Below are 18,880 nucleotides of genomic sequence, written 5' to 3'. Positions count from 1 at the left end.
TCATTATAAATGATAGTGGTATCAGTTTATATAGCCTTAATATTTTCCTTTGTTTAGTTTAAACGATGTTCAACAATCGGGGTGCAGTACCTTTTGCAAGAATGATAAGCTCTCTTTTTCATTAAAGGGCCATTTAATTGAATAACATTTCTAATTTAAAAAAGGTTTCATGCTTATATGGCATAAGTTTTTGTGCGGATTTTTCAGTTACTTGCTATAAAAAAAGTTGGTGCAGTGTCTACATTTTTTAACCACCGATATTCTAGACCATCTACTCTATCTTTAATCCAAACATCTCCTTGGTTTTCTTTTTTAGATGTTCGATACCAAGTAATCGTTGAACCAACTACTTGAGGAGTATTATCTATTTTATTGTTCTTTGGAAATGTAATCTGCCTTTGTTCTCCTGATTCAAGATTAATTACATATAGCGCTGTAAACATAGTTGGAACCGGTCCCAATTTCCACGCTTTATTTTCTTTTGCTCGAGCAACAATTATTTCATCTAGAGAAAACCATTCCAAATCTAGATCTACATATCCTTTGGGTGTATAGCCCTTTTGTTTATTCGCTGTAGGAATCTCGGTAACGGTTGTATCTTTGTTTTCAACAAAAAATCTTCCTTCACCCGATATGAAGGCTAGTTGATTTTTTGATGGAGCCCACTTTATCCAATTTTCATACCCAAGCATTTTCCCTATCACTTGAAAATGATCCCCTACTGATGAAAGTACTGATAATGTATTGCTATCATTTGACCAAGACGCTGTGGGTGTTAATAGAAAACTAATCCAGCTCCCATCAGGACTAAACGTTAAATAGTCAGCATCGATGGCGAATAAATCCGTTGTATTTGTTTGAATGGTGTAAAAGGGCTTTATTTTATTCGTATCAAGATTGGCATCTACTGGCACTTTAAAAAGGCGAACAGGTTCCCATCCAGTAGGAAGTAAATTAGATTGAGATGAAACGATAAATGCTTTTCCGTCGGGGAACCATTCAAAATCACTAACACCTAGAGATACATTTTCAAAACCTTGTGGTCGCCCATTTTTGGTTTTTGTAACGTTTAGGATACCTCCCGAATTGTAAGCTAGTTGATTGGATGTTGGCGACCATTTGATTTCATTTGCTTCAATTATAGGATACGGCTTATAACTTTCCTTTTTCTTTACATCATAAATATATAAATTCGTTTTTCCACCCTCCTCCTTACCTGCTAAATAGGCAATAAATTGACCGTCTTTTGACCACTTTGGAGAGGATACGTACTGACCTGTCGTAAGCTGTAGTTCCTTATCACCCTCTTTTATCCAAAGCTGGTGGTCTCGTATGAAAGCAGCTTTAAGTGGACCTTCAGCAGAAGCACCTATTGAAAAACTAAAACTAATAAATAGTATTAATAATAAAACCCTAATTGCCATTAATTAATCCCCACCTCTTTATCATAGGATGTTCTTTTGAAGGGAATAAATTCGTCCATCAAACATAACAAATGCTGGATTGTTGCCTTTTGCTGCTACCATCTTCCATTACCTGCTACGTTTTGAATAGCAACAATATATAAGAAAACAGCCAAAAATAAAGACAGGATAAAACTACAAATTCTTGTAGAATCAATTCTGTCATTGCTATCAAATGTTATTTACGTACAAACGTTTGATACATTATAGCCTTTAGAGAAGCGATTTCATCATTGATTGCTTCAATGTGGATACGTTTCGTTAAATTTGTAATTGTTCTATCTAAATTTTTAATTACAGCAATCTTTTCACCATTTTGCAGGCGCTATTGTTGTATAAGCTGTTCTGTTCTTCTTGCATTCACGGAGCGGAGGATTGTTAAGTTAATGACGAACAAAGTAAAAGCGGTCCTCCACAGATATAGTGTGGAAGGCCGCCTTTTTGTTATAAGCAAGTCACCATTTATTATTGGTTACAGCTGATTCACTTAATTGTATAGAAATAAATTAAGAGATCTATTTAGCTTACGAAGCATTACGCAATGATTTCAGAATTAAACTCAAAATGAAAACTAGTATAATTGCTCCAATGAGGGCAGGGAAGATATAGAAATCAGAAATTTTAGGACCCCAACTTCCAAGAAGCATACCACCAATCCATGCACCAATAATACCTGCAATAATATTACCAATAATTCCGCCTGGAATATCTTTACCCAAAATTATACCTGCAAGCCAACCGATAAGCCCGCCAATTATTAAAAACCAAATGAAACTCATACTATCCATCTCCTATTTTATATTTTAAATATTTTGTTATAGTGTTTTATAACCTTTATTGAACTCTTTCAAACTATAAGGAGGAAAAAAATAAAAATTAGGGGAAGTTTCAAGGGAATAACAGACATTGGCGCATTTCTGTAAGAAGAGGAGCATCTTTATTTTAATGGTATTAATAAATTCATGTTTATTCTATTTTCATCCTGAAGAAAATGTATAGCTAAGAGACACAAGTTTATTTTGACTAAGAATTAAAAAATGGAGACTTAGCGTATAAGCGTTTCTTTGATGAGCATGAACAACAGGACTTTCCGAATGTGTTTATAAGATTTTATTATTGATTTATATAAACCTTCCACCGATTTTGGTGGAAGATTTTTATGAATTCAAAAATTCCTTTGAGTTATAGTATAATCAAGAAATTAAGCTGGAGGTTTTCCTCTGATATTTTAGTAAGTTCTTTTGATTTTTTTAGTTAAAACAATCATGAAAGTCAAATTACCATGAGCTACGTCTGTTATATTTTCTTAAATACGGCAACAAAGAATTTAACTTTTTAGATAAGCATATTGGTATATTCTTAATAAAAGTAGGATAAAGGTTATATGAATTATACTAGGTGAAAAGGGTGAAGGTTAAGTATATTGAACAAAAAAAAGATACCATTACAAACAAAAATATTAGGATTGATTAGCACGTTAATTCTTTTTATTGTTTTTCTTCTTGCCAGTATATTTGCTTATTTACAATATGTCGATGCAAGGACTCAAGTTAAACAATTGGCATTGCAATCCGCTATGACAATCTCTCTTATGCCAGAACTTAAAGAATCCATTGGGAAAAGTGATTTAGACCTACGTTTTCGTCCAATTGCTGATCAAGTAATAGATCAGGTAAATGCAGAAAATATTATTATTGAAGATCGAGAGAAGATTATTTATTCGCACAGAAGCCCAAGGCAAGTTGGTCAGAAGAGTTTTGATCATACAAATAATTATGGGTTAATATTTGGAGGTTCTAATAATTTTGAATTAGAACGAGAGAGTGGTTCTGTTTTAATCGGGAAGGTTCCTATCATAGCAGACAATGGAGAATATACTCGTGTAATTGGAACCGTAGCGGTTGAATACGCAGAAAAAGAGATTTTTCAAAATATCTATAAACGAATTAAGTCCATTCTCATCGCATCTCTGATTGTTTTAATTTTAGGAATCATTGGTGGTGTTTTTTTAACCAAAAGTATTAGAAAAGATACTATGGGGTTGGAACCGCATGAAATCTCCTCGCTATATAGAGAAAGAAGTGCCATTCTGTTATCCGTTATGGAAGGAATCATTGCAATCGATCAAAATGGTTTCTTAACATTAATCAATCATTCTGCTAGGTCGATGTTGAACCTCAAGGATGAATCCTTGATTGGTCAACATATCCAATTTGTCTTACCAGCAATTACTATCGATGGTGTATTACAGAAAGGTAAGCCCATTCATAATGTAGAGATATTAATTAATGATAAAGTATATATATTTAATTTTATTCCCATTATCGAAAATGAAAAGATTATGGGTGTGGTTTCTAGTTTTCGTGATAAAACAGAGCTTAAAAAGCTTATTGATACGATCACAGAGGTTCGTGAATATTCTGAGGGACTCCGTGCGCAAACGCATGAGTACTCTAATAAACTTTACTTATTGTCAGGATTAATCCAATTAGAGAGATATCAGGATGCATTTGAATTTATACAAAAGGAATCAGCTAATCACCAGCACCAAAACCGAATTCTATTTAATCAAATTCAAGATATAAATGTTCAAGCGATCTTATTAGGGAAACTGGGCAATGCATCAGAAAAGAAAATTGCCTTTGAAATTGATCCTGATAGTTATGTAGATGTCTTACCAAGTCACATTGAAATCACGGATATCATCACAATCATTGGAAATCTTATTGATAATGCATTTGATGCTGTAGCCGATCGAAAAGAGAGAAGGGTATCTTTCTCAATTACAGGAATTGGGAATGATATCATTATAGAAGTAGCAGATAACGGAAAGGGAATTGCTGAAGATATGTTAGATTTTATATTTGATTTACGTAGTTCATCTAAAGGAAAAAATAGAGGGTATGGATTATTTAATGTTAAACAAATTGTAGAATCTTTAGGTGGAACAGTAGAAGTGAAAAATGACAAAAATGGTGGGGCCATTTTTACGGTATTCCTACCGAAAAAATGAAATTTACTCAGTGAGATGGGGGACTCCCATCTAAATCGGATGTCTAAATATCAGCATAGGGAGATAAAAGAAGGAGAGGGAAAAAATGATTAAGGTTGTCATTGCGGAAGATGATTTTCGTATTGCACAAGTGCAAGAACAGTTTTTGCATAAGGTACCAGATGTAAAGGTCGTTCAGAAGGCATTGAATGCAAAGGAAACGATGGACATACTAGAGAAATATGAAGTTGACTTGCTTTTTTTGGATATCTATATGCCCGATGATCTTGGAACAAATTTGTTAGCAAGGATACGGGATCATTATCCAACAATTGATATTATTATAGTGACTGCTGCAACAGAAAAAACGATGCTTGAGACAGCAGTCAGATATGGTGTGAGTAACTATTTGTTGAAGCCAGTAACAATGGAGAAATTTGTTGAAGCGGTGGAAGAATATAAAAAAAAGAAAAAACTTCTAAGCTATCGTGATGAGGTCGACCAAACATTGATTGATCGATACTTTGGCGTTGCTAATCAATTGTCCTCAGCTCAAAAAGAATTACCTTCAGGTGTTGATCGTCATACTTTAGAAAAAGTGAAAGAGGTAATGAAAGAACTAAAAGGTGGTATTTCCATAGAGGAGATGGGTGAACAAATCGGTGCATCTCGAACAACTGCGAGAAGGTATTTAGAGTTTCTTGTTTCAATTGATGTCTGTACGGCAAAACATGAATATGGAGTTGTTGGAAGACCTGAGAGGAAATATTACTATAAAGAATAACAACAAGGTTAACTCAAAAATTAGGACAAGGGATGAACAATGAGAAAAATAATGTTTATTTTCGGGCTTGTTGTTATGCTTTGCTTTGGTTGTTCACAAGATGAGGGGCATGAAGCGATAACTGATACAGTAACAATCATTGCCCCAAGCTCGATTGGTGGAGGTTGGGACAAAACAGCAAGAGCCATACAGGACATTTTACTGAGTAACAATTTGATTGATGAGGATATTCATGTACTGAATAAAATTGGTGCTGGTGGAGAGCTAGGATGGAAATATACTAAACAACAAAAAAAGCATGTGCTAGCAATGAATTCAAGCCTACTCATTACTAATCATTTGTTGGGGCAAAGTAAGTTAACCTACAAAGATTTTACACCAATTGCCACTTTGGCTACAGAATGGAGTGTCGTAATTGTCTCCAAGGATTCAGAAATAAAAAGTGCAAAAGCTTTAATGGAAAAGCTCAAAGAAACACCCCAAGCATATAAAATAGGAGTTTCCCCTAGACTAAGCAATGATGATCAAATTTCTTTTGTATTAGCGAGTAAACAGGCAGGAGTGCAACCTGAAAAACTAGATTTTTTTGTTTATGAGAATAGTGGTCAAGTAGTTGATGCATTATTAAAAAAGCAAATTGATGTGGCAACGATGACTTTATCCGAGGCTAAAAAATATTATGATTTGAATCAAGTACAATTGCTTGTCATTTCCTCGGAGAAACGTTTAAAGGAGCTCCCCGAAATTCCTACATGGACGGAAGAGGGAATAGATGTAGTTTTTAAACACTGGCGCGGTATTATGGGACCACCTAATATGTCAAAAAAGGAAATCGAATTTTGGGATATGACATTTGCAAAAATGATCAAAACCAAAGAGTGGAAACAAATTTTGCAGACGTATATGTGGGAAGATTTTTATATGAACAGTAGAGATACATCTAGATTTCTTGATGAAGAAAATAAGAAATATGAGAAATTATTGGAGATTTACTAAGTAAAATACTCTTATTATGTACAATTTTTTTATTAGGTTGACTATTGAGAACTATGTGTTTTCCTTTCTACCGTCTCATCCGATGGTGGAGAGAATACATAGTCCAAGGTTAGCCTCTTTTTTTGTTTAGCAAAAACATACAATGCTTTCCGTGAACAAAATGTACGAAATAGCTATAAAGAAATTAATAAACATTAATTTGTAAACGATTACATTTGGCCGATGTTATTTTATTATAAGGTGTAATATTCGGAAAATTAGTTATTTAACGAATTAATAAATAATTTCACAAAGCATTTAGGGGGAGTATTATGCTAGCAATTTTAGGTTTTTTAATGATAATAGTCTTTATGATTTTGATTATGACTGGCCGTCTTACAGCAATGATTGCATTAATTGTAGTTCCAATTACGTTCGCAATTATTGGTGGATTCGGAAGTGAAATGGGACCTATGATGTTGGATGGGATTAAAAGTGTCGCTCCAACAGGGATTATGATTTTATTTGCAATTCTTTTCTTTGGTATTTTGATCGATGCTGGCGTATTTGATCCAATCATTAAAACGATTCTTAGACTAGTAAAAGGGGATCCTGTAAAAATTGCTATCGGAACAGCCGTATTAGCCCTTTTTATTTCTTTAGATGGTGATGGTACGACAACATACATGATTACTATTTCTGCCTTTCTACCGCTTTATAAAAGAATTGGCATGCGACCAATTGTATTAGCTGGTATTGCCGTTTCAGCTTCAGGTGTGATGAACCTTCTACCTTGGGGAGGACCAACAGCAAGAGTTATGACAGCCCTGAATCTGGAAATGTCTGAGGTTTTTACACCAGTGATTCCAGCGATGATTGGCGGGGCTATCTTTGTTCTGTTTATGGCATTTACCCTTGGAAGACAGGAAAAAAAGCGGATTGGTATTATAGAATATGATTATGAAGCGGCAGCTCAGCCTGCTGCTACAGCTGAAGATGACTATTTGAAACGTCCAAAACTGATTATCTTTAACTATACTCTGACAATTGTTCTTTTAGTAGCGTTAATTATGGAGTTATTACCACCTGTTGCATTATTCATGCTTGGTTTTGCGATTGCGATTACTGTAAACTATCCAAAATTGAAAGATCAGAAGGAACGTGTTGCGAATTATGCTGACAATGCATTATCTGTTGTTTCTATGGTTTTTGCAGCTGGGATATTTACAGGGATTCTTTCAGGTACATCAATGGTAGATGCGATGGCAAACTCAGTGATTCATTATATTCCAGATGCAATGGGTTCTCATTTTGCTGTTGTTACAGCCATTCTCAGCGCACCTTTTACATTCTTTATGTCTAATGATGCCTTTTACTATGGCGTACTGCCGTTACTTGCAAAGGCAGGAGCAGTATATGGCATTGATCCAGCCTTTATCGGTAGAGCTTCTCTTTTAGGTATGCCAGTACACCTTCTAAGTCCGCTTGTTCCCTCTACTTATTTATTAGTAGGTATGGTAGGAGAGGATTTCGGGACACTACAACGTATCTTCTTAAAGTGGGCATTCGGTTCTACAATTGTCATGATTATTGTCTGTGTAGTGTTGGGGATTTTCCCTCTTTAAAAGCCACGGCTTATGGGGCGAAAAAGATTACCTAGTGAAAATATTTTATTTATAAGTGTAAGAGAAGCCTTATTTTAATGGGCTTCTTTTTTATTTTCATATTCGAATAACTACATAAACTGGAAATTATTTAGAAGGATGTTTCAGATAGGCGCTTTAAAATGTTTTTATTCGTAAAAAGGACGATCATCATATACGATAAAAATATTGAGACTTAGGATTATTAGTGCTCTATTCTGCAATTAAAAAGAAATTATTAAAATAGGAGAAAGGTGGTATGAAATATGAAAATCCGTAAGATTGATCATGTGGGGATAATCGTCAATGATCTTCCTGCAGTGAAAGCATTTTTTCTTGACTTTGGTCTTGAGGTGCTAGGGGAAGGAAAAGTGGAAGGTGAATGGGTGAAGAGGATGGAGCGGGTATTAGGGCTTCAAGGTATTAAAGAGGACGTTGCAAAAACGTCAGATAGTGACGTAAATCTAGAAATAGTAATGTTGCGAACACCAGACGGCGAGGCGAATATTGAACTAGTAAAATTTAACGCGCCATCAAATCCAATAAGCATTCAGCAGCCTTTAACAAATACTAAGGGTATCCAACATATTGCCTTCAATGTTGAAGATATTGAAGCCCTCGTTAACAATTTGACAAAGAAGGGCGCAGAACTTATTAGTGACATTTATAGCTACGAAAACGCCTATAAATTATGCTACGTGCGTGGGCCAGAAGGAATTATTTTAGAGCTCGCTGAAGAAATCAAATAGCTAATCAGCAACTTTGTTGAAAAGAAACCACTAAAAGGGGGTTTCTTTTTTGCCCCTATAGGAGCTCATACTTATACTTAAATATCACAATTTTCTACCCTGAGGGTCTAAGTTGATAAAATACCGAAACCTAAGGGCATAAAAAATAGGATGTTTCCAACGATATTCCTTAATGAAACATTAGCATGTAAACCATATATAGCCGCAATTGGAGTTAGGTTCATATCTCCTCTTGCGGCATAAAAGTAGAAAGGGAAGAGGGTTAAAGAGTATAAAAAAATTCCTGAAAAATAGAAAAAAGGCTTTCATCATTTCATTATTAAAGGAGAATTGTTTTTTAACAGCTAAAACTATAATTCTGTAAATGATTCAGAACTAGCTAACAGTTTCCCTTAAAAATATTCTGGTATAAAATCATTAAAGTCTGTAAGAAATTTCTGGTATAATTACATAAATCTATGTTTATTTTGAGGAGTGATGTCGTGAAGAAGCTATTTATAATAACTAGTTACTTAGGGTTTTTTATATTAGGAGGTATGACTTTTACCTACTTTTCAACAACGGAAGCAGCAAGTGACATGAAAAAGATCAGCGTGTTTCAGGATCCGATTAATTACTATGTAGATAAGGTTGAAAAAGTGCCGTCAGAAGGTCAATCTGGATTTAATTATCAAGGCACAATATATGTCCCAATGCGTTTTATCGCTGAATCTTTAGGTGAAAAAGTAACATGGGATGGGAAAACAAAGTCTGTTTATATTGGTGATGTTCCCAAATTCACCGCTTTAAAAGATGTAAAACCTATTGGGAATGAGGAAGACCACTTCTTCCACAATCCAAGCTCTATCACTATTAGGACAGGTGAGAAGTTTGAGCGATCCTATCAACTTGGTGGTTATCATGGAGGAGGCGCAGTTCAAGACCATACAGTGGAATACTTAGCCAATGGAAATTACAAGGGATTCGAAACCTATCTGGCACCAATTAAAAAGTTAGCAGCTAATTCTTCCGGAATAGGTTTCTTGAAAATTTACGCAGATGGTAAATTGGCTTATGATAGTGGAGCAATCAAAGACAAGGTAAAGGTTTATGTTAATTTAGAGGGTGCTTCAAAAGTGAAGTTTGAACTTGAAGGCAGTGGTTTAGGTATATTAGATCCTAAATTTATTCAATAAACCTTCTATAAAAGACGATGACATAATAATTTGTCATCGTCTTATTAATTTTGGTCTCTTTATCACTATTTCAAAATAGATAATTGCCAATACATATTTGGCAATATTTTCACCTTTAAGTATAAAATAGTTGGGTAGTATATGGTATAATTCCATACGATACTGATACATAAAAAAGGAAAAGGGAGAGAAAAGAATTTGATGAAAAAGATGATGAAACGAACGAGTGCAGCATTGCTTGGTGCCTCATTAATGCTGACGACAGTTGTCCCTGTTATTCATGCAGAAGAGCAAACACCACCCCTAGTACCGTCGATAAGTGAATGGGCGATAGAAACTTTAAATGAGGGCGAAAAATACGGGATTTACTCAACTGAATGGTATTTTGATGGCTTCCTTCAAGAAATTTCAGTGGATAAAGTAAATGAACTACTAGCTTTAACGGAAAAGAAAGTTGCTTCTCTAGGCCTAGCTGAAAATAAACAATACAAACCAGTAAGTGTGAAAAATGATAACACACGTGGGGATATTGTAAAGCGCTTGTATAATATTGTGGCGCGTTATGATTTACCTGTTGGTACAGATGCTGTTCAATTCATGAAAGAGCAAAACGTATTACAAGGCTCTCCAAGTGGACTGCAACTAGAGAAAAAGGCAACGACTCAACAGGCTGTTTTACTAGCTGTTCGTTTCATTCAGAGTACATATGCACTTGCAGAGCAAGGATCTAAAGGGGTAGCCTGGGTAGTAGAGGATGAGGATACACTTATCTACTTATTAGGTTCGATTCATTTAGGGACACCAGACTTATATCCATTCGATAAAAAATTAGTAAAGGCGTTTGATGAATCTGATGCACTGTTAGTAGAAGCAAACATTTTAGATACAGAAGCACTGGAATACTATTCAGAAAAAGCAATGTATACAGATGGCTCAACATTGAAAGATGCTGTTGCACCAGAAACATATGCAAAGCTTGAACAAGTGGCAAAGCTTTATGGTCTTCCAATGGAGCAGCTAACAGTGCAAAAGCCGTGGATGCTTTCTAGCGCACTATCGATGTTAGCTATGGACGATTCCTTTGGTATGACCCCACAAGAGATGGCAATGCACGGTATTGATATCTACTTTTTATTAAACGCACAGTTGCAGCAAAAGCCAGTAATTGAATTAGAAGGTACAAGAGCACAGGTTGATATGTTTGAAGGATTATCACCAGAGGCACAGGAGCAGTCATTAGTCGCTGTACTGGATAGTATCATTAATCCATCTGAAGACAATCAATCTGAAGTTCTTCAAGAGTGGTTTACAAGCTGGAAGCAAGGAAATGTTGAAGAGTTTGCAAAAAGCTTCCAAGCAATGGAAGGTACATCCTCTGAATTTAATGAAATGCTATTTGGTCTACGCGATGAACAGATGGCAAAGAAAATCATGAATGTACTGGAAGAAAAAGAAGGTAAGTACTTTGTTGTTGTTGGTTCAGGTCACTTCCTAATCGATAAAAATATTCGCTATCATTTGGAGAAAAACGGCTACAAGGTAAAGCCGTTTTATCAATAAAATCGATTTCCCCTCGTAAAAGGATAGATTATTTTCTGTCTTTTACGAGGTTTTTTTATGCATGTAAGACAATAATGATCATTTGACTCTAACAATCTAAATAATCGGATTATTGTTGCAACGAAAAAAAAATCGTGTTAGTATTAGTAAAACGTTTTACTAAAACGTTTTACTTGTGAAGGGGATGAAAATATTGAGAAATAAACGAATTGCAACGATTGGGGATGCAATGGTCGTTTTTAATCCATCTAAGACAGGTCCTCTACGTTTCGTTCCTTCCTTTGAGCGAGCTGTTGGTGGTGCAGAATTAAATTTTGCGATAGGTGTTACACGTTTAGATATGGAAGCAAAATGGATTAGTTGTATTGGAGACGATGAATTTGGCAAGTTAATTTATAACTTTGCGCGTGGTGAAGGAATCGATGTGTCACATGTTTTACGAACACCACATATTCCAACGTCTATCTACTTCAAGGAAATACGGGAAGACGGTGCAGGTAAATCGTTTTACTACCGCAACCCATCACCTTTACTTGAGCTGACAGAAGATCGTATAGATGAGTCAGTACTTGATGATGTGGACTTATTACATATTAGCGGCGTGTATTTAGCGGTATGTGAACATAACATTGAAGTTGCATTGAAATTGATTGCTTTAGCACAAGCAAAAAATATTCCTATATCCTTTGATCCAAATTTACGTTTAAAACTATGGACTATAGAAGATGCCCGAGCGGTATACGAAAAAGTGTATCCATCTATCAATCTTCTGTTAACAGGGCAGGATGAATTTGAGCTTTTATTTGAAGGGCGTACAGTTAAAGACGTTCAAGAGTGCTATAAAATAGATGAAATTATTGTGAAAAAAGGTGAACAAGGCGCCACGGTTTATACAGCCACTGAACAGTATGATCGAAAAGCTTTTTCTATTCGTGCCATTGATACAGTTGGAGCAGGGGATGCATTTGATGCTGCCTATGTCTATAGCTATTTAAATGGTGATGATATTGGAGAACGCCTCCGTTTAGCTAATGGTGCAGGTGCATTGGTAGCAACAATTAAAGGAGATAATGAAGGGCTCCCATCCTTGCAAGAATTAAGGCAATTTATTGGTGATGAAAAACTAATTGAGCGATAGGAGTTGTCAGGAATGCAAAAAATCGAAATTTTGAAAGCGTTGTCAGATGCAAAAATTGTGGCTGTTATTCGCGGGAATTCACCCGAAGAAGCGACTGAAATTTCAAAAGGTGCTATCTCAGGTGGCATTCGAGCAATTGAAATAACGTATACAACGCCTTTTGTGGAAGAAACCTTTAAAGCATTACGCAATAGCGATGCAATAATTGGAGCTGGCACTGTATTGGATGTTGAAACTGCACGCCACGCGATTTTAAACGGTGCTAAGTTTGTTGTTAGTCCAAGCTACAACGCTGCAATTGCAAAGCTTTGCAATCGCTACAGCATTCCATATTTACCAGGCTGTATGACCATTACAGAAATGGTGACAGCACTTGAAGGTGGAAGTGACATTATTAAATTATTCCCAGGAAATCAATTTGAACCAAACTTTATTAAAACCGTAAAAGGTCCTCTACCACATATCACAATTATGCCAACAGGCGGTGTTGGTTTGGCTAATATGAACGAATGGTTAGACGCAGGGGCTGTAGCAGTTGGGATTGGTAGTGATTTAAATAAAGCATTTGCAAGAGATGGATACGTAGGTGTAGTTGAACGTGCCAAAGCTTATATGGAAAATCTATCAAACTAGGAGGTAATGAAGTATGAATATGACGTTTAGATGGTATGGTCGTGGCAATGATACAGTGAAATTAGAAGATGTGAAGCAAATACCGAATGTAAAAGGAATTGTTTGGGCACTTCATCACCTACCAGCAGGAGAAGTATGGACTAAAGAGGTCATTCAAGATGAAGTTGACTATATTCAATCGTTCGGATTCCATACAGATGTCGTAGAAAGTGTCAATGTCCATGAAGATATTAAATTAGGATTGCCAACACGTGATCAATATATTGACAACTATAAACAATCGATTCGCAACCTTGGTGAAGTAGGTGTCAAAGTTATTTGCTATAACTTTATGCCCGTATTTGATTGGACACGTACAGACTTATTCCATCCACTAGAAGATGGCTCAACGGCTCTCTATTTCGATAAGGAAAAGGTCATGAACTTAGATCCACAAGAACTGGTGAATGAAGTAAGCGCTTCTTCGGATTTAACCCTTCCAGGATGGGAGCCAGAACGATTAGCCCGACTTTCAGAATTATTTGAGCAGTACAAAGAGGTAGATGAAGCCAAACTTTGGGACAACTTAGCTTACTTCTTACAAGCAATTTTACCAGTTGCAGAAGAAGCAGGTATTCAAATGGCGATTCATCCAGATGATCCACCGTATTCCATCTTTGGCTTACCGCGCATTATTACAGGAGCAGAAAGCTATGAAAAATTAATTAAAATCTCAGATTCAATAGCAAATGGTTTTACATTCTGCTCAGGTTCAATGGGAGCAGACCCACAAAATGATATGGTAGCCATCGCTGAAAAATATGCATATCGTGCTCCGTTTGCCCATATCCGCAATGTCAAGATTATGGAAAATGGTAGTTTCTTTGAAACATCGCATTTTACGTCGGATGGTTCAATCGATATTAAAAATATTGTACGCACATTAAATGACCAAAACTATGAAGGCTATGTACGTCCAGATCATGGTCGCCATATTTGGGGAGAACAATGTCGTCCAGGCTACGGCTTATATGATCGAGCACTTGGAATTATGTATTTAAATGGACTTTGGGATGCTTATGAAAATCTGAAGAAATAGGTGACATGTATGAAAGCACTACAAGTAATCAAACCTTTTGAAATGGCTTATTTGACGTAGCAGAACCAGTGATAACAGAGTCAACAGATGTCCTTGTTCAAACAGAATATGTTGGCATTTGTGGCTCAGACATGCATATTTATCATGGTTCGAATCCATTAGCGACATTGCCTCGTGTACCTGGGCATGAGGTTGTTGGCCGTGTGTTAGAGGTTGGCCAAGAGGTACAAGGGTTAAAGGCTGGTGACAAGGTTGTTGTCGAACCAATTCGATATTGTGGTGAGTGCTATGCTTGCCGTAAAGGACAACCAAATGTCTGTGAACAGCTTTCTGTTTTTGGTGTTCATGAAGATGGAGGTATGCGTGAGCGTTTTGTTGTTGCTGAAAAGCAATTGCATAAAGTAGCAGACCACACCCCTTTAGAAGAGGCAGTCTTAATCGAACCTTATACAATTGGCGCGCAAGCCGTATATCGTGGTGAATTGCAGGCTGGTGAGACGCTGTTGATTCAAGGCGCAGGGCCGATTGGCATTTGTATTTTAAAGATGGCTAAATTAATGGACGCACGCGTGATGATTTCTGATTTGGATCCAGCTAAGCTCTCATTCGCAAAAGAACTTGGTGCGGATGAAGTTGTCAATGTAAACGAGCAAGATTTATTAGAGGCTGTTAATCAATGGACAGATGGAGTAGGTGTCAATGTATCTATTGATGCAGTTTGTATTCCACTAACATTCAAGCAATCTATCGATGCTGTTTCAGTTGCTGGAAGAGTGGTAGTCCTTAGCTTTGGAGAGGAAGCCATTGAGCTAGCCCCACTACCAATCACAAAAAAGGAATTATCGATTAAAAGCTCACGTTTACAAACATTCCAATTTGAAAATGTAGTGAAGCTTGTTGATGCTGGAAAGCTACAGCACCAAGGTTTAATTACACATACTTTCTCATTACATGAAGCAAAAGAAGCCTTTGAATATATAGAAAAAAACCCAAATAAAGTACGTAAAGTTATTTTAAAAGTAGGTGAGTAAGGTGCATGAAGCATTACAAAATAAAGTGGCTGTTGTAACAGGTGGTAGTGGTGTTCTTTGCTCAGAGATGGCAATGGAATTGGCTAGACAAGGTATGCGAGTTGCTATTTTAAATCGTACGGCGCAAAAAGGAGAAGCAGTCGTCCGATCGATTACAGAAAATGGCGGAGAAGCAATTAATTTTTCTGTGGATGTTTTAAACAAAGAGTCATTAATAGCAGCGAGACAAGCAATTTTACAGCAATATGGTCAAATTGATGTACTGATTAATGGAGCGGGCGGCAATCATCCAGATGCCATTACAGCTGATGAAATATATAAAGAACAATCGACTGCACCAAATTTCTTTGAATTAACACCAAGTGGTTTTGAAAGCGTATTCTCGAATAATTTTACAGGAACATTTTTAGCTGCCCAAGTTTTTGGCGAAGCATTGCTAAAAACGAAGGGGACAATTATTAATATTTCATCCATGAGCTCCTATGCTCCTATGACAAAAGTGCCTGCATATAGCGCGGCAAAGGCAGCGATTAATAACTTTACGCAATGGATGGCTGTGCATTTTGCAGAAGCAGGTTTACGTGTTAATGCCATTGCACCAGGATTTTTTATTACCGAACAAAACCGTAATTTATTGCTAACAGAAGATGGTTCATTAACTGCACGTTCAGAAAAAATCATTGCAGCTACACCACAAAAGCGTTTTGGAAAACCACAAGATTTATTAGGAACATTATTATTTTTAGCTGATGATACATACTCAGCATTTGTCACTGGCGTAACAATTCCTGTTGATGGTGGATTTATGGCTTACTCAGGCGTTTAACAAAGGAGATTTATTTCAAATTTAGGGGTGAATGATATGAAACAACAAGGTATTTTTGGAGACGGCAAAACGGTTGTTATTGTCATGCTATTTTTAGCGGGTGTCATAAACTATTTAGATCGTTCAGCATTATCAATTGCAGCACCATTTATTCAAGAAGATATTCATCTAACGTCAACACAATTAGGGATTATCTTTAGTAGCTTCTCTGTTGGGTATGCCATTTTCAACTTCTTAGGTGGAATGGCTTCCGATAAATTTGGTGCCAAGTTAACGCTATTTGTAGCGATGATTGTATGGTCTTTATTTAGTGGAGCAATGGTTTTAGTCGTTGGGTTCGCTTCGTTGATTATTGTTCGTATTGTATTTGGTATGGCGGAAGGACCCTTGTCATCAACCATAAATAAAATGGTGAATAACTGGTTCCCGGCGGATAAACGTGCCTCTGTAGTAGGGCTAGCAAATAGTGGTACACCCCTAGGTGGTGCGATTGCAGGTCCAATCGTTGGTTATATTGCATTAGCATATGGCTGGAAATATTCATTTATTGCGATTATGATTCTTGGGTTTATTTGGGCAATTGTATGGTTTAAGGTGGTAAAAGAAAAGCCGAACAAAGAAGACAGTGTAGAACCAATGGCAAATTTAGAGATTGCAGCAGAAGATATCAATCATAGTCGTGGTCTATCATACTATTTAAAACAGCCAACAGTATTGTTTACAGCCTTTTCGTTCTTTGCCTATAACTATATTCTATTCTTTTTCTTAACTTGGTTCCCAAGCTATCTAGTAGAAGCTCGTGGAATGGCTGTAAAAGATATGAGTATTGTAACGGTTATTCCGTGGATTTTAGGATTCCTAGGTTTAGCATTGAGCGGAATTGTCTCAGATTTCATTTATAAACGTTTTATGCGTAAGGGAGTTTTATTCTCTCGTAAAGTCGTTCTAGTTACATGTTTATTCTTAGCAGCTGTATCGATTGGCTGTGCAGGCATTGTAACAACAACAGTTAGTGCTGTTGCGCTTGTTGCTACCTCTGTTTTCTTCTTATATTTAACAGGAGCTATTTACTGGGCAATCATTAATGATGTGGTGGAATCTAAGTATGTTGGATCTGTTGGTGGCTTTATGCACTTCCTTGCAAACACAGCTGGTATTATTGGGCCAACTTTAACAGGTTTCTTAGTAGACAGAACAGGAACATTCTCCGCAGCTTTCCTACTTGCAGGCGGCTTAGCGGTTATCGCTTCTTTAGCAGTTATTAAATTTGTTACACCAATAGTTCATAAAGAAATAGCTTAGAAATAGAAAGGATGGATTCAAATGAACAATCAAGCAGTTATTAAAATTCATCCGATGGACAATGTTGCCATAGCCTTGAGTGATCTTCCTCAAGGCTTTTTACTTCCATTGGATGGAAAAGAAATAACGTTACAGCAACAGGTACTATCTGGTCATAAGATTGCCATCACAACTCTTTCTAAAGATGCACATATCATGAAATATGGTTTTCCAATTGGTCATGCGACAGAAGAAATCCCAGCAGGTAGCTGGGTTCACTCACATAACATGAAAACCAATTTATCGGGTGAATTAACCTATGAATTTATTCCAAAAATACATCCCGTAGCGGAGTCTCGTCACGCACAGCGCATGTTCAAAGGTTATCGTAGAAAAGATGGTCAGGTTGGTGTTCGAAATGAAATTTGGGTCATTAATACGGTTGGATGTATTAACAAAGTAGCTGAAAATCTGGCGAAGTTGGGCAATCAATTATTGAAGGCTGACAATTTTGATGGTGTACAGCATTTCGCTCATCCATATGGCTGCTCACAACTTGGTGATGATTTAACGTATACACAAAAAATCTTAGCTAATTTAATTCACCACCCAAATGCAGGGGCAGTTATTGTATTAGGACTAGGGTGTGAGAACAATTATATTGAGCTCTTTAAGAAAACAATCGGTCATTATGACGAACAACGCGTTTCCTTTTTAAATGTTCAAGAATCAGCAGATGAAATGGAAGAGGGTCAACTACTGCTTGAAAAAGCCTTTGACTATGTGACGACATTCGAAAGACAAGCATTACCTATTTCAGAATTGAAAATTGGTTTGAAATGTGGCGGTAGTGATGGTTTCTCTGGCATTACAGCTAATCCGATGATAGGCGTATTTTCTGACCAATTGATCTCAGCGGGTGGTGCAACGGTGTTAACGGAAGTTCCAGAGATGTTTGGTGCTGAACAGATTTTAATGGAACGTGCAAAAGATGCCTCTGTTTTTGAGGATATTGTACATTTAGTAAATAATTTTAAGCAGTATTTTATTAAATATAAACAACCTGTCTATGAAAATCCCTCTCCAGGAAACAAAGCGGGTGGAATAACAACATTGGAAGAGAAATCACTTGGCTGTATTCAAAAAGGGGGCTTCCAAGAAGTAAAAGAGGTACTTGATTACGGTGACCGTATGACGACAAAGGGGCTACATTTACTAAACGGTCCAGGAAATGATCTTGTATCAACAACAGCACTTGCCTCTACAGGCTGCCAAATCGTTCTTTTCTCAACAGGTAGAGGTACACCGTTTGGGGGACCTACACCTACAGTTAAAATTTCAACAAATACACCACTTTATGAACGTAAAAAAAATTGGATTGACTTTAACGCAGGGCAGTTAGTGGAAGGGAAGCCGATGGATGTATTAGTCGATGAATTTATGGATTATATAATAGCGCTAGCTTCAGGTGAAGTGCAAACAAATAATGAGAAATATGGATTCAAAGAAATCGCCATTTTTAAAGATGGCGTCACGATGTAGGAGAGAAATG

General features: G+C 36.6%; 15 protein-coding genes and 1 pseudogene. 14 read left to right on the top strand and 2 right to left on the bottom strand.

All coding sequences use genetic code 11. The features are described from left to right. Positions 1-203 precede the first annotated feature (203 nt). The gene (locus CD31_RS18180) at positions 204-1,424 is read right to left on the bottom strand and encodes a PD40 domain-containing protein (RefSeq protein WP_036079754.1); all 1,221 of its coding nucleotides are present in this window, start codon (positions 1,422-1,424) and stop codon (positions 204-206) included. A 563-nt stretch (positions 1,425-1,987) separates the two neighbouring features. Further along, positions 1,988-2,242, bottom strand: coding sequence for a GlsB/YeaQ/YmgE family stress response membrane protein (locus CD31_RS18175; RefSeq protein WP_016991561.1), 255 nt, complete (start codon positions 2,240-2,242; stop codon positions 1,988-1,990). 641 nt (positions 2,243-2,883) lie between these two features. Here CD31_RS18175 and CD31_RS18170 point away from each other — a divergent pair. The 14 genes and pseudogenes from CD31_RS18170 (at position 2,884) to CD31_RS18105 (ending at position 18,870) form a co-directional block, all read left to right on the top strand. Next, positions 2,884-4,476 (top strand): ATP-binding protein, encoded by a 1,593-nt coding sequence (locus tag CD31_RS18170; protein ID WP_036079752.1) that lies wholly within the window; start codon positions 2,884-2,886, stop codon positions 4,474-4,476. Between the two features lie 85 nt (positions 4,477-4,561). Further along, positions 4,562-5,239 (top strand): response regulator, encoded by a 678-nt coding sequence (locus tag CD31_RS18165; protein WP_036079749.1) that lies wholly within the window; start codon positions 4,562-4,564, stop codon positions 5,237-5,239. Between the two features lie 39 nt (positions 5,240-5,278). Continuing rightward, a complete protein-coding gene (locus CD31_RS18160; RefSeq protein WP_036079746.1) occupies positions 5,279-6,235 on the top strand; it encodes a tripartite tricarboxylate transporter substrate binding protein in 957 nt (318 codons plus the stop codon). A 311-nt stretch (positions 6,236-6,546) separates the two neighbouring features. Beyond that, a complete protein-coding gene (locus CD31_RS18155) occupies positions 6,547-7,839 on the top strand; it encodes a CitMHS family transporter (protein ID WP_036079742.1) in 1,293 nt (430 codons plus the stop codon). A 284-nt stretch (positions 7,840-8,123) separates the two neighbouring features. Further along, positions 8,124-8,606 carry a VOC family protein gene (locus CD31_RS18150; protein ID WP_036079739.1) on the top strand — a complete coding sequence of 161 codons (483 nt, stop codon included), beginning with the start codon at positions 8,124-8,126 and terminating at the stop codon, positions 8,604-8,606. A 482-nt stretch (positions 8,607-9,088) separates the two neighbouring features. Further along, on the top strand, positions 9,089-9,781 hold the full coding sequence (locus CD31_RS18145; RefSeq protein ID WP_036079736.1) for a stalk domain-containing protein: 693 nt from the start codon (positions 9,089-9,091) through the stop codon (positions 9,779-9,781). 201 nt (positions 9,782-9,982) lie between these two features. Beyond that, complete coding sequence (locus CD31_RS18140) at positions 9,983-11,341, top strand: TraB/GumN family protein (protein WP_036079826.1); 1,359 nt, start codon at positions 9,983-9,985, stop codon at positions 11,339-11,341. A 184-nt stretch (positions 11,342-11,525) separates the two neighbouring features. Then, complete coding sequence (locus tag CD31_RS18135) at positions 11,526-12,479, top strand: sugar kinase (protein ID WP_036079733.1); 954 nt, start codon at positions 11,526-11,528, stop codon at positions 12,477-12,479. 12 nt (positions 12,480-12,491) lie between these two features. Continuing rightward, on the top strand, positions 12,492-13,112 hold the full coding sequence (locus tag CD31_RS18130) for a bifunctional 2-keto-4-hydroxyglutarate aldolase/2-keto-3-deoxy-6-phosphogluconate aldolase (protein ID WP_016992813.1): 621 nt from the start codon (positions 12,492-12,494) through the stop codon (positions 13,110-13,112). Between the two features lie 13 nt (positions 13,113-13,125). After that, the gene (gene uxuA / locus CD31_RS18125) at positions 13,126-14,190 is read left to right on the top strand and encodes a mannonate dehydratase (RefSeq protein ID WP_016992812.1); all 1,065 of its coding nucleotides are present in this window, start codon (positions 13,126-13,128) and stop codon (positions 14,188-14,190) included. 9 nt (positions 14,191-14,199) lie between these two features. Continuing rightward, positions 14,200-15,221 (top strand): annotated as a pseudogene (locus CD31_RS18120) (zinc-binding alcohol dehydrogenase family protein). Then, positions 15,214-16,047, top strand: a complete 834-nt coding sequence (locus CD31_RS18115; protein ID WP_036079729.1) for an SDR family oxidoreductase — start codon at positions 15,214-15,216, stop codon at positions 16,045-16,047. The pseudogene CD31_RS18120 and the gene CD31_RS18115 overlap by 8 nt, the downstream one beginning before the upstream one ends. A gap of 36 nt (positions 16,048-16,083) precedes the next feature. Further along, the gene (locus CD31_RS18110) at positions 16,084-17,349 is read left to right on the top strand and encodes an MFS transporter (protein ID WP_052125406.1); all 1,266 of its coding nucleotides are present in this window, start codon (positions 16,084-16,086) and stop codon (positions 17,347-17,349) included. A 21-nt stretch (positions 17,350-17,370) separates the two neighbouring features. Continuing rightward, entirely contained in the window at positions 17,371-18,870 is a 1,500-nt protein-coding gene (locus tag CD31_RS18105; protein ID WP_036079726.1) for a UxaA family hydrolase, read from the top strand. Positions 18,871-18,880: the final 10 nt, after the last annotated feature.

It is taken from the genome of Lysinibacillus boronitolerans JCM 21713 = 10a = NBRC 103108 (assembly GCF_000772935.1).
In the GTDB taxonomy this organism is placed as follows: domain Bacteria; phylum Bacillota; class Bacilli; order Bacillales_A; family Planococcaceae; genus Lysinibacillus; species Lysinibacillus boronitolerans.
Note: the sequence above shows the minus strand (reverse complement) of the source record. Positions and strands in the feature narration are given on the sequence as shown.